Raw genomic sequence first — 12,613 nt, 5'->3', positions numbered from 1 at the left:
CGGTTACTTGGGCACAAAGATAATGCTATTTCGCCCTGCCCGGACAGCTTCATAGTCCAGCGGTTCGATAATTGCTCGTATTTCCTTGATATCGCGCGCGCCCAGATCAACGCTCAGAACCGGACGATCCTTTTCTATCGTGGCCATGGCTCCCCGGATCGCATTGACCTTGGCATTCGGGAAGTCAAGATTGATATAGCCGACATCGGCGATGGCCATACTGTCGATCGACCGCGCGCGCAGCGTGCCACCCTCCCGCCGTAGATATTTCGCCTCTGACAGCTTCGTAGGACTGTAGGCACCGATTACATGAGAAGCGTCGTCTTCATCGATGATCACTTGATGATATCGCACATCGCTCGCACCATCATTGGCCGAAATAGTCTTTAGCAGCGCGTCTTTCATCACATTTTGTGGCTCAAACAGATGCACGCTGGTGGGCTTCAGAAAACGCCGGACAAACATGGCGAACGTCCCGGTGTAGGAACCTACATCTAGAAAAGCCTTGCCCTCAAGCGTAGGCACTAGGTCCAGGATCTGTTCCATGAATACCGGGTCGGCGGGCATGCGGCGTGATACATAGGTCATCTGCAGCTGATCCACCGACGCCCAAGGCAGGGCAATGTGGACCACCTCATCCTTGAAAAAAATCGGACATGTGCCATCATCCGACACGCCAGCGAGGGAAGCTGCCAAATGCATTTCACGCGCCACTGCTCGCACCTCGGCGATGAGCACTTCGGCACGGTCCAATACAGTATCCCGAGCTTGTTTCGTCGCGTCATCAGACATCACGATCACGCCCATCTTGCTTCGCCTGCTCGCGCTCACGTTTGCGCCGTTCAAGGTTCTCTTTCTGCCGCTGTTTTTCCAGCTTTTTACGCTCCGCGTAACGCCTTTCGCGTTCGCGCTCCATCTCCTGCAAGCGTATGTTGCGTTCGTCGAGCGCCTGCTGGCGCCGCTCTTCTTGCCGTTCAAAACCCGCGATCATCCATTTCAGTTCTTCACGGTACGCAGGGTCGTCCATCGGACCGCAATCAATGCCTGCGTCCGTCAACCGACAGCTTGCCTGCATCCAGTATCCTGATCGCATATCATCCATCCATGTGGGATGATCGCCTTGGTGAAAATACTGGACAGTCTCTTTGGGCGTTCTCAGCCTGTGGTCATGTGCAACCCACTCCACCCCGTAACCTGTCCGCTCACACATTTCAAACAAGGCAAGCACCTCGTTCCACATGAAATCAACGTAGTTGATCAGCTCGTCGAAATAGATCGTCAAGCCAGGCCGCAGGCGATCATGTTTCTCAAGTGCTGTGAAAATATCAACGGTAGACGAATAAATGTCGCAGTCGACATTGATGAAAGCCAATTCGCCAGGCACCTCACCCAGAAACGGGTCAAGCGTGTCCGAAAAGTATCCTTTGACCAAGGTAACATTTTCAGGCGTGTCCGGCAATTCGATGACCTTGAAGGGTTTTTGCCAGTCCACCCGCCCATCGTCGGGGAAACCCTCAAAGCTATCAAAGCCATACCAATGATGATCTGGAAAGCTGGCCGCGCAGCGCTTGATTGAATTCCCGCGCCAGACGCCGAATTCCAACCGAAGACCGGGCTTCTCACCGAGTTGCTCGACAGTGTAATCCAGCACCTTGGTCCGTGAAGCTGGCGCATCATTAGGATCGATCAGCGATGTGCTCGACAGTTTACGCCATTCTTGAACCAGGAACCCCATATAGCGTTCCATTTTGCTGGGGGCCGTCACATCATCGGATTTGATTCTTTGTTGCGCGTCAAACGCGATATTTGGCTCGCTTCCACTCACTGCACAGTCCCCAAAGTTGATTTTTCCGCGTTTGCCAAGGCCTTCTGTCCAGCATTCGCATTCGCATTCACGAACTCCGCGATCTTGAAATACCCTGTCCGTGTATAGTGGTCGCTGTCGGCGAATTCTTCGGCATCGAGCAGTTGATCGACATCGATAAAGATTGCGCCTCTATGTTCTTCGCAAAAGGCCTGACACATTTCGTTATAGGCCCCACGGATAGCATGTGTTCGCTTGGCCTGATCGCCGTGATGCATCGCCGCTCCCAGAATAAACAGCGGAACCTCGCGGCGTTTCAGTCGGTACGCATGGGCAAAGCACATCCGGGTCAATTCCAGCCGCTCTTCAAGTGGCAGGCGCCGGTGAAACATCTGCTTGGCAAAGCGGATCGCGTGATCGGGGTCCTTCATCAGTCGTTTCAGGCGGCGCGGCGGCACCGTTCCCCAAAACTTGCCGCCAAATTCTGTTCCACCAAACGTGAACAGGTTGTCGGAAGGCACTGAAAAATATAACGACAACAAGATCAGGTCGGACACTTTAAGGCTTTGGTCCAACGCCTTCATGTCATCAAGCGACCAGCCTAGAAAATTCTTGAGCGGTTTGGAGTGCTTGAGCTCCATCTCACGCGGGTTAAGGAAAAAGCCAACGTCATCATACCGCACAAGCATCCCCATTTCGTCCTGCTTGTTGACAAACTCGTCACGGTTTGTGCCGCAGTAAAACGACACCTGCAAAAGATCGCAGCCACCCACAAGGCACAGGCGCTTCTGCTCCTGCCCATTCTCACCTTCGTCGAAATCGGCCACTTCTGTAATCCAATCGACCGCATCGAAGGTTCTGATCGGATTTGCGACTGGGTTGACTACATTCACGTCGGGCTGACCCAGATAATCCCAAACCCATTGCTCGACACCCATATTCAACGTTCGGCAAGAAAACGCGAAATGATGCACGGTGGTCCCTGAAAACTTGGTGCGGACACAAAAGAAGCCGACAACCCCGTAGTCACCATAGCGGTCATGCGCGTGGATCAGCCCCGCATGCATCCCCGAAGTCGCCAAAAGCGCCTCGAAATCCGCGCGCTCTTTTGGGGTATTGGCCCTGACCTTAGTGTAGTTCAGTTGATTGGTCCGGTTCAAAATCTCGTAGACCCGGTCCATGTGATTTTCGATATCCGTAATAATCTTGACCCTGATTGCCGACTGACGCAGGAATTCCACATTGGAAAGCCCGGTTTCAGCCTGCTCCTGCAGCTTGCCTTCCATGACCTTGTATTGGGCAAGCCGTTTGTTGGCGCTGTCATCTTTTCCCTGTAATTGGGGTAGATCGAGTAGGCTGATCAGGTCATGTTTTTCAGCATCGACGACCATCAGCTTCTCGTTGAAAAACCTCGCCTCTTCGAGGTTCAGATGATTGTCATCCAGAAATAGCGCATTTTCAGCCCGTAGGCCCATCCGCTGCAACATATTCTGGATTGCCTGACCTTTCGGGGTCCAATCAATGTGGGAAAAAACAAACAAATCCCAAATGCCCATCTTTTCCAATTCGGACTTGGCGGTTGCCCAGTCGTTCTTGGAACAGACCGCGCACATGATCCCGCGATCTACCAAAGTACGCACCATTTGCACATGCTGTTCGATTGCCACTATGCCACCTTCTGACAAGGTGCCATTCCAGAACGTCTCATCAAGATCCCAAATGACCAGTTTGACAGATACAGACAGGTCAGTGACAGGCGGTTTTCTCATGATACGGTCGAGACTCTTTAGATCGGGCCGTACGCACGACCAATTTGTCTTTGTAAACTGACCTACCGATCACCATGCTACAATGTCAATAATATGGAAGGTGACAATATTTGTGTCGCAGTACCGGATGAAAAACACGGTCCTGTCACACAATCATGATGGAATTACAGGGCTTACAGATGCCCCACCGGCCCTGCCTTGGCACTTTCTGCCAGCAGATCAAATGCATAGTCAGCCACCGACCGGAAACAAATGACCTGCACCGTGTCCGTATCTTCCATCCAGAAAGCCGCGGCGACCTGTCCCAGGTGGGTCCGGCGAAAGGTGCCGGGCTGGAACGTAGCCGGGTGCAAATCGACAGGGGCCAGTTTTGCCACCACCTCACGCGCATAGGGGCCGCTGACCGTGATCAGCGCGCGGGCGTCCGAGAGGTTTTCCGCCAGATAATGCGTGCCTTTCATGGCCTTGTCGATCTGTGCAATCGCTGCGCCAACATCCGCATAAGGCACAAGCACCAGCAATTCATCGGGTGACATCCAGCACAGGCCTTTGTCGCCTGCGGTATTGGCCTTGCCCTGTTCGCAAAATGCCACCCCGGTCAGATCGGTGCAAACCGTGCGCAGCTTTTTCGCGCCCAGATCGCCGCGCAGGGTGATCATACCCTGCAAACCTGCGTCACTTACAGTCACGTCACCGACGGCGGTTTTGCCATTCAAGGCACTGACAGCGTTAGACATTCTGCTTTTCCCCTGCCTTGTCATAGAATACCGGATCGACGATTTTCGCCGCCACCGTGGTGCCATCGACGGTGTTGAAGTCTATCACCTCGCCCATGCGGTCGGGCCCATGCAGGACCAGCCCCATGGCGATTCCGCGCCCCAATGTGGGCGAATGATAGGTCGAGGTGACGCGGCCCTGCGTGTTGCGTTGGCCGTTCTCATTGGTGCCATCCGCAATCGCATAAGCACCGTCAGGCAGGACCGAGCCATCAACCGTTTCCAGCCCCACCAGTTTCCAGCGGTCCGGGTCGGCCATATGGCTGCGCAAATGGGCGCGTTTGCCCAGATAATCCTCTTTCTTTTTCGACAGCGCCCATTGCAGGTTCAGATCCTGCGGGATGACCGTGCCGTCGGTTTCGTCACCGATCATGATGAACCCTTTTTCGGCGCGCATGATGTGCAAGGCCTCGGTCCCGTAGGGCATCACGCCAAACGGTTGACCCGCCGCCAGCAGGGCATCCCAGAACGCAGCACCCTGCCCCGCAGGTACGGCGATTTCATACGAAAGCTCGCCAGAGAAACTGATGCGGAACACCCGCGCGTCGAAATCCCCGATCCTGCCTTCGGCCCATTGCATGAAGGGCAGCGTTTCCGCTGACAGGTCCATGCCGCCCAGCGTTTCCAGCATCTTGCGGGCATTGGGGCCGACCACGGCCATCTGTGCGTATTGTTCGGTGACATTGGCGACATACACCTGCCAATCCCACCATTCGCACTGTAGCCAGTCTTCCATGTGGGCGTGAATACGTTCGGCCCCGCCAGTGGTGGTGTGACACAGCCATGTGTCGTCATCCATCCGCGCGACGACACCGTCATCCATCAGAAACCCGTTTTCCGAACACATCAGCCCGTAGCGGCATTTGCCAACCGGCAGGGTGGACATCATGTTGGTATACATCATGTCCAGAAACTTGCCCGCGTCCGGCCCCTTGACGATCAGCTTGCCAAGGGTCGAGGCATCAAGCAGCCCCAGCTTTTCACGGGTATTGCTGACCTCGCGGTTGACGGCATCATGGACAGTTTCGCCGCTGCGCACATAAGCATAGGGGCGGCGCCATTGGCCCACGGGTTCGTTGTCGGCCCCATTGGCATTGTGCCAGTCCGACATCGGCGTCTTGCGGATCGGCTGAAACAATTCATCCCGCGCCACGCCGGTGATCGCCCCCATGGAAATCGGCGTATAGGGCGGGCGGAATGTCGTGGTGCCCACATTGGGGATTTCCGCATTCAGTGACTGCGACAGGATCGCCAGGCCGTTGATATTGCTCAGCTTGCCCTGATCTGTCGCCATGCCCAGCGTGGTATAGCGTTTCGCGTGTTCGACGCTTTCGAACCCTTCCTGCGCAGCCAGTTGCACATCGCTGACCTTGACGTCGTTCTGAAAATCCAGCCACGCCTTGGACCGCAGCGCATAGCTGGCACCCTGCGGCATCAGCCAGACCGGCGCGAGCGGGCCTTCTTCCAGATCGTCGCCCAGGGGGGCCTGCCCGCCGCGTTTCAGATGACCCGCCGCCTTGGCCGCCGACCGACCGGCGGCCCAACCGTCGCCAATCGCTTCGGCGGTGAACAGGTGCCCGTTTGCCGTGCCTGCGACCGTCACGAAAGGCTTGCCATCCGCACCCGTTGGCGCGCGGTCATGATCGGGGCGGAACATCGCCTGGGCCGTATCCCAGCACAGCTTGCCGCCGCAATGCGACCACAGGTGCACGACCGGCGACCAGCCGCCCGACATGGCAACGCAATCGCAGGCGATTTCTTCCAGAACGGCGCCTTCGCCGGCCTGCGCGCACAGGGCCACACCGGTCACACGCTTGCCGCCTTTGACCTTGGCGATACCCTTGCCCATTTCCACCCGGATCCCCAGGGCGCGGGCCTGATCAATCAGCGGCCCTTTGGCATCGGTGCGTGCATCGACGATCACCGGCACTTCCAGCCCTGTCTCTTTCAGGGTAATGGCGGTGCGATAGGCATCATCGTTGTTGGTCACGACGACCGTGCGATCGCCCAGCGACACACCCCAGTTCACGACGTAATCGCGGACTGCCGCCGCCAGCAAGACACCGGGAATATCATTGCCCGCAAACGACAGCGGGCGTTCGATCGCCCCTGTCGCGGTGACGATCTGTTGCGCCCTGATCCGCCACAACCGATGGCGCGGGCCGCCCGCATCAGGCGCGTGATCGGTCAGCTGTTCATAGGCCAACACATAGCCGTGGTCGTACACGCCCGCGCCCATGCAGCGCAGGCGCAGATCGACATTTGGCATATTTTCAAGGGCTTGCACAGTGGCCTTGATCCAGTCCTGCGCGGGCTGCCCTTCAATTTCGGGGGCATCGACACCGGCGCGGCCACCCCAATGCTCAGTCTGCTCGACCAGCAGCACCCGCGCGCCACGATCACCGGCGGCCTGTGCAGCAGACAGCCCGGCGATCCCGCCACCGACGACCAACACATCCACATGGGCGTGGAAATGTTCGTAGGTGTCGGCGTCGCGATCCTTGGGCGCACGGCCCAGACCCGCGGATTTGCGGATGATCGGTTCATAGACATGTTTCCAGAACGACTGCGGATACATGAACATCTTGTAATAGAAACCCGCAGGCAGGAACCGCGACAAACGCGTGTTGATCGCGCCCACGTCGAATTCGAGGCTGGGCCAGTGGTTCTGGCTGGTCGCGGTCAGCCCGTCGAACACATGCGTCGTGGTGATGCGCTGGTTCGGTTCGAACCGCGCGCCTGTGCCAAGGTTGACCAGCCCGTTGGGTTCTTCGGCGCCGCTGGCGACAACCCCGCGCGGGCGGTGGTATTTGAACGACCGGCCCACCAGCATCTGGTCATTGGCCAAAAGGGCAGAGGCCAGCGTATCGCCTTTGAAACCGCGCAGATGCTTGCCGTTGAAGGTAAAGGAAACGGCCTGTGTCGTGTCGATCAGGCGGCCCTTGTTTGCCAGACGTGTGCTCATTTAAACGCCCCCCACACCCAGCCCGGGCGTTTTGCGGTAATCTTGTCGCGGATGTCTTTTGGTGGCTCCAGCGTCTGCGCGGAATAGGTGCCAAACACCTCCAGCGTGGCGGTGCAGCGGGCGGCGTGAAACCACTTGCCGCAGCCATAGACATGCCGCCAGCGTTCGAAATGCACCCCCTTGGGGTTTTCGCGCATGAACAGATAATCCTCGAAATCATCATCCGACGATTCCGGCCCCTCGCGTTTCAGATGCGCCTGCCCGCCCGCGTGCAGATCGGTTTCATCGGCGTCGACGCCGCAATAGGGGCAATGAAGGGTCAGCATGGCAACACCTTTGCAGAACGGTTGTTATTCGGTTTCATCAATGCGCCACCCCTGCCGCGACGCTTTCGTCGATGAATTTGCCTTCGCGGAAACGGAACATGCTGAATTCCTCGGTCAGCGGTGATTGCCCCTTGGCCATCAGTTCGGCCATGGCCCAGCCTGACCCCGGCGTCGCCTTGAACCCGCCCGTGCCCCAGCCGCAGTTGACGAACACGCCCTCGACCGGGGTTTTCGACAGGATGGGCGAGCGGTCGCCCGTCACATCCACGATCCCGCCCCACTGGCGCAGCATTTTCAGGCGTGAAATCATCGGGAAGGTTTCGACCAGCGCGCGCACCGTTTCCTCGATATGGTGGAACGATCCGCGCTGGGTGTAGTTGTTATAGCCATCCGTGCCGCCGCCGATGACCATCTCGCCCTTGTCGGACTGCGACATGTAGCCGTGCACGGTGTTCGCCATCACCACGACATCCATACAGGGTTTAATCGGTTCGGACACCAGCGCCTGCAAGGCCACCGATTCAATCGGCAAACGGAAACCCGCCATCTGCGCCAACACACCGGAATGTCCTGCCACGACCATCCCCAGCTTGTCACAGTCGATGGGCCCCTTTGAGGTATCGACGCCCACGACCTTGCCGCCCTGCTGGCGCACGCCCGTCACCTCGCATTGCTGGATCACGTCCATGCCCATATCCGAACAGGCCCGCGCATAGCCCCATGCCACCGCATCGTGGCGCGCCGTGCCGCCGCGCGCCTGCCACAGCCCGCCAAGGACAGGGTAACGCGGCCCGTCTATATTCATGATCGGACACAGTTCCTTGACGCGGTCAGGGCCGATCCATTCGGTCGTCACCCCTTGCAGCGCATTGGCGTGGGCGGTGCGTTTATACCCACGCACCTCGTGCTGGGTTTGCGCCAGCATGATGACACCACGCGGGCTGAACATGACGTTATAGTTCAGATCCTGCGACATGGTTTCATACAGGCTGCGGGATTTTTCATAGATCGCCGCCGACGGGTCTTGCAGATAGTTGGAACGGATGATCGTCGTGTTCCGGCCCGTGTTGCCGCCACCCAGCCACCCCTTTTCAAGGATCGCTACATTCGTGATCCCGAAATTCTTGCCCAGATGATAGGCCGTGGCCAAGCCGTGCCCCCCGCCCCCCACGATCACCACATCATATTTGCGGCGTGGCGTGCGCGCGGCCCATGCACGATCCCAGCCGGTGTGCTGGCGCATGGCCTCGCGGGCGATGGCAAAGGCAGAATAACGTTTCATCGGTCCCCGATTCCCTGATTGGTCTTGGCACGGCTGCGCCCTGTCTGGACCTTGCGCGGTCCAAATAGGATACTGCCAGCGGCGTCTTTATCGTATTTTACGACATGGGCAACGGGGATGGAAACGGCAGGTCGTCGCAGGGGGCTTTCAACCCTGTGACAGCGCGGTTATGTCCCTTTGGAAACCACTGAGGGTATACGATGATTTTCTGGCTGATCTGTATTGTTCTGGCACTTGCCGTAGGGGCCGTCGTCGTCGCCCCCCTTCTGCGCCCTGCCCGGGTTTCAAACGAAAGCCCCGATGTGGCCATCTACCGTGCCCAATTGGATGAACTGGACCGCGATGTGGAACGCGGCGTGCTGGCCCCGGAAGAGGCCGACCGCGCCCGCACAGAGGTCGCCCGCCGCTTGCTGGCCGCCAGCAAGGCAACCGAACAGTCGATGGCAACGGGCCGGCCCAAGGCCACGACCTCGATCATTCTGGTTGTGGTCGTCGTGGGTGTGGCGTTTGGGCTTTATCAGTCGCTGGGCGCACCCGGTTACGGTGATCTACCGCTTCAGGCGCGGATTGCCGCAAGTGACGACATGCGCGAAAACCGCCCCGCACAAGCGGCGCTCGAGGCGGTTGCACCCGCCCCGCCGCCCGTGGACGCCCCCGATGAATACCGCACGGCGATCGAACAGCTGCGCGCCATTGCCCCCACGCGCCCCGATGATCTTCAGGCATGGGAACTGCTGGCCTATCACGAGGCAGAGTTGCGCAACTACGCCGCAGCAGCACAGGCGCAGTCACGCGTGATCGACCTCAAGGGTGAGGCGGCAGAAACAGAAGACCTGCGGCGGCTTCTCGATATGATGGTGACGGCCGCTGGGGGGCTTGTCTCGCCCGAAGCGGAACAGGTGATCAGGACAATTCTGGATCGCGATCCTGAAAATATCGCGGCGCTTTATTATCTTGGCGCGCTATACAACCAGACCGACCGTGCCGACATCGCCTACCGGCTGTGGCGCGGGATCGTCGAAACCGGCGATCCGGCTGTATTTCATGTCGCGGCGGCCCGTGACCAGATCGAGGATGCGGCGTTTCGTGCCGGTGTCGAATATACGCTGCCCGCCGTGCGCGGGCCGTCTGCCGCCGATATCGACAATGCGCAGGACATGACGCCCGAAGAACGCCAGGCGATGATTGGCAACATGGTGGCCGGTCTTGCCGACCGTCTGGCCAACGAAGGCGGCACCGCATCCGATTGGGCGCGGCTGATCACCGCCTATGGCGTCATGGGTGACACAGAGGCCGCCCGCACCGTCTGGGTCGAAGCGCGCGAAGTGTTCGGCACCAGCACATCCGCAATGGAGGTTCTGACCGAGGCCGCGCAATCGGCTGGCGTGCTGGAATGATCTGCGACACACCACAGGACTTTGCCGCAGCGATCCCCGCCCACGGCGCGATTGCCGGGCTTGACTTGGGCACTGTGACCATCGGCGTGGCCGTGTCTGACGGGATGCGGTCGGTTGCCACCCCGCTTGAGACGATCAGGCGCCGCAAATTCGGCCTCGATGCCGCCCGCCTGCTGGAGATCACGGACGCCCGCCAGATCAGGGGGCTGGTGCTGGGCCTGCCGCGCAATATGGACGGGTCCGAGGGGCCGCGCTGTCAGGCGACGCGTGCCTTTGCCCGCAATCTGGAAAAACTGACCGACCTGCCGATCACATTCTGGGATGAGCGCCTGTCCACCGTTGCCGCCGAACGCGCCCTGCTAGAGGCGGATACGTCACGCAAACGTCGCGCCGAAGTGATCGACCATGTCGCGGCAAGCTATATCCTGCAAGGTATGCTAGACCGGCTGCGACATCTGGGGAATCACGCGTGACCAAAACTGAAAACACCGATCACATCTGGGCAAGGGCGGAAATCGAAAGCCCCTGCATCAAGATCTGCGTGATCGAACCCAAATCACGGCTTTGTACCGGCTGCCTGCGCAGCATCGACGAAATCGGCGCATGGTCCCGCATGTCCCCGGAGGCGCGCAAGGCGGTCATGGCAGAACTGCCCGACCGGGCCGCCAAGATCACAAAGCGACGCGGCGGACGGGCGGCGCGGCTGAAGTAATTTTCAGTGCAAGCCGACGGATGCCGGCGACTGCGGGACAACCTGCCGCACGACGCCGACAGGACAGTCGGCTCATTCTTTCAAATAGACTGATTGCTACTGACCTAGCCGCCGCTGTGCGTGCCTGTCTGGTCCCGGTCGCGGTCTTGTTCATGGGTTCCCGAAACGGCAGTATCGTCATCGGCGCTGGTTGCGGCGCTGTCGCTTTCCGTCATCATTTGATCTTGCGCCGCGAAATCTTCGCATGCGGCGAGTGCGCCCATCAGTGCAAGCAGAATAATGGTACTTTTCACGTCAAATCTCCTTCTCCTGCACCGGGTATCACATAATAGTGACCTGCTCGGATTGATCGAAGTCAAGCGCCCCAACGCAAGAATGACCTTCCCAAATTCCGGCAAAGCCAACGCTGATCACAGGGGTGCGGTATCTGACGGTCGGGGGCCTGAGAAAGGTCAAATGTCATTCAGGTTTCGCAGCTAGCCACGCGGAAATACGAAACACCTGTCGCGCCGGATCATGATCCAGAGAGGCGTGCCGGGTTTCGGCAAAAAGACCGTCGGAACAGAGGCGCGCAGGATCGAGCCGTCAAAATCCATGCGAAATTCAACAAGACTGGACGCCCCCATGAACCGCGACCGCTGCACGATGCCGCGTGCCGCTGTGCCGTCCTCTGGCGTGGGGTTGGGGCCGCGCCCGCCCCGGTCAAAGTCGATTTTCAGGTGCTGGGGCCGGATCACGATATCAACCTCTGTGCCATCTGGCACGCCGGGGGCTAGAAACTGACCAAAGGGGGTATCGGTCAGCGCCCCCTGAACCTTGCCCCGGATCACATTGATATCGCTGAAAAACGCCGCCGCCTGCAAATCCTTTGGCGCGTTGTAGATGTTATAGGGCGCGCCGCGCTGCACGATCTTGCCGTCGCGCATCAGCGCAATTTCATCGGCCATGCGCATCGCCTCGCCCGGTTCGTGGGTGACCAGCAGCACGGCCGCCCCTTCGCTCTTGAGCACTTCAAGCGTTTCGTCGCGGATATCGTCGCGCAGGCGGTCATCAAGGCCGGAAAACGGCTCGTCCATCAGCATGATGCGGGGTTTGGGGGCCAGTGCCCGGGCAAGGGCAACGCGCTGTTGCTCGCCCCCTGACAACTGGTGCGGATATTCGTCGGTATAGCGCGCCATGCCCACCTTATCGAGAAGGGTTTTCACACGCGCAGCGGCATCGCGCCCCTTTAGGCCAAAGGCCACGTTCTGCCCCACTGTCAGATGCGGAAACAGGGCAAAATCCTGAAACATCAGCCCGATCGACCGGCCTTCGGGGGGCACGCGGAACACGGTATCGCAGACCAGATTGCCATCGACATGGATGGTGCCGCTGTCCTGTATTTCGACGCCTGCAATGATCCGCAAGGTCGTGGATTTGCCGCAGCCCGACGGCCCCAGCAGGCAGGTCACCTGCCCCGGCATGACCGTCAGGCTGACGTCATCCACCACCCGGCGGCCGCCAAAATCCTTGACGATGTTCCTGATCTCAAGCCGCGGGGTCGCCATGAAGGGGTTTATCCCTGAGTAAAACAATTAGGTAT

12 protein-coding genes are annotated in these 12,613 nt (G+C 59.0%); 3 read left to right on the top strand and 9 right to left on the bottom strand.

The window, feature by feature from the left end; translation table 11 throughout:
- Positions 1–3: 3 nt before the first annotated feature.
- The 7 genes from ACTG4B_RS10395 to ACTG4B_RS10365 all read right to left on the bottom strand — a co-directional run bounded on the left by ACTG4B_RS10395 (position 4) and on the right by ACTG4B_RS10365 (position 8,922).
- Positions 4–807 (bottom strand): hypothetical protein, encoded by an 804-nt coding sequence (locus ACTG4B_RS10395; protein WP_439155634.1) that lies wholly within the window; start codon positions 805–807, stop codon positions 4–6.
- Entirely contained in the window at positions 785–1,825 is a 1,041-nt protein-coding gene (locus tag ACTG4B_RS10390; protein ID WP_439155633.1) for a TylF/MycF/NovP-related O-methyltransferase, read from the bottom strand. Before ACTG4B_RS10390 ends, ACTG4B_RS10395 begins: the two co-directional genes overlap by 23 nt.
- On the bottom strand, positions 1,822–3,573 hold the full coding sequence (locus ACTG4B_RS10385; protein WP_439155632.1) for a hypothetical protein: 1,752 nt from the start codon (positions 3,571–3,573) through the stop codon (positions 1,822–1,824). The genes ACTG4B_RS10390 and ACTG4B_RS10385 overlap by 4 nt, the downstream gene beginning before the upstream one ends.
- Before the next feature lie 173 nt (positions 3,574–3,746).
- Positions 3,747–4,310 (bottom strand): sarcosine oxidase subunit gamma, encoded by a 564-nt coding sequence (locus ACTG4B_RS10380; RefSeq protein WP_439155631.1) that lies wholly within the window; start codon positions 4,308–4,310, stop codon positions 3,747–3,749.
- Entirely contained in the window at positions 4,303–7,314 is a 3,012-nt protein-coding gene (locus ACTG4B_RS10375) for a sarcosine oxidase subunit alpha family protein (protein WP_439155630.1), read from the bottom strand. The genes ACTG4B_RS10380 and ACTG4B_RS10375 overlap by 8 nt, the downstream gene beginning before the upstream one ends.
- Positions 7,311–7,640, bottom strand: a complete 330-nt coding sequence (locus ACTG4B_RS10370) for a sarcosine oxidase subunit delta (RefSeq protein ID WP_439155629.1) — start codon at positions 7,638–7,640, stop codon at positions 7,311–7,313. The genes ACTG4B_RS10375 and ACTG4B_RS10370 overlap by 4 nt, the downstream gene beginning before the upstream one ends.
- A 37-nt stretch (positions 7,641–7,677) precedes the next feature.
- Positions 7,678–8,922 carry a sarcosine oxidase subunit beta family protein gene (locus tag ACTG4B_RS10365; RefSeq protein ID WP_439155628.1) on the bottom strand — a complete coding sequence of 415 codons (1,245 nt, stop codon included), beginning with the start codon at positions 8,920–8,922 and terminating at the stop codon, positions 7,678–7,680.
- 200 nt (positions 8,923–9,122) lie between these two features.
- Between ACTG4B_RS10365 and ccmI the strand changes: the two genes are divergently transcribed.
- The 3 genes from ccmI to ACTG4B_RS10350 are packed head-to-tail and all read left to right on the top strand — an operon-like array spanning position 9,123 to position 11,031.
- Complete coding sequence (ccmI, locus tag ACTG4B_RS10360; protein WP_439155627.1) at positions 9,123–10,319, top strand: c-type cytochrome biogenesis protein CcmI; 1,197 nt, start codon at positions 9,123–9,125, stop codon at positions 10,317–10,319.
- Positions 10,316–10,792 carry a Holliday junction resolvase RuvX gene (ruvX, locus tag ACTG4B_RS10355; RefSeq protein WP_439155626.1) on the top strand — a complete coding sequence of 159 codons (477 nt, stop codon included), beginning with the start codon at positions 10,316–10,318 and terminating at the stop codon, positions 10,790–10,792. The genes ccmI and ruvX overlap by 4 nt, the downstream gene beginning before the upstream one ends.
- The gene (locus ACTG4B_RS10350; RefSeq protein WP_439155625.1) at positions 10,789–11,031 is read left to right on the top strand and encodes a DUF1289 domain-containing protein; all 243 of its coding nucleotides are present in this window, start codon (positions 10,789–10,791) and stop codon (positions 11,029–11,031) included. The genes ruvX and ACTG4B_RS10350 overlap by 4 nt, the downstream gene beginning before the upstream one ends.
- A 104-nt stretch (positions 11,032–11,135) precedes the next feature.
- Here ACTG4B_RS10350 and ACTG4B_RS10345 read toward each other — a convergent pair whose 3' ends face one another.
- Positions 11,136–11,324, bottom strand: coding sequence for a hypothetical protein (locus tag ACTG4B_RS10345; protein WP_439155624.1), 189 nt, complete (start codon positions 11,322–11,324; stop codon positions 11,136–11,138).
- Between the two features lie 183 nt (positions 11,325–11,507).
- A complete protein-coding gene (locus tag ACTG4B_RS10340) occupies positions 11,508–12,578 on the bottom strand; it encodes an ABC transporter ATP-binding protein (protein ID WP_439155623.1) in 1,071 nt (356 codons plus the stop codon).
- Between the last annotated feature and the right edge of the window lie 35 nt (positions 12,579–12,613).

The organism is Yoonia sp., assembly GCF_965660735.1.
Classification (GTDB): Bacteria; Pseudomonadota; Alphaproteobacteria; order Rhodobacterales; family Rhodobacteraceae; genus Yoonia.
Note: the sequence above shows the minus strand (reverse complement) of the source record. Positions and strands in the feature narration are given on the sequence as shown.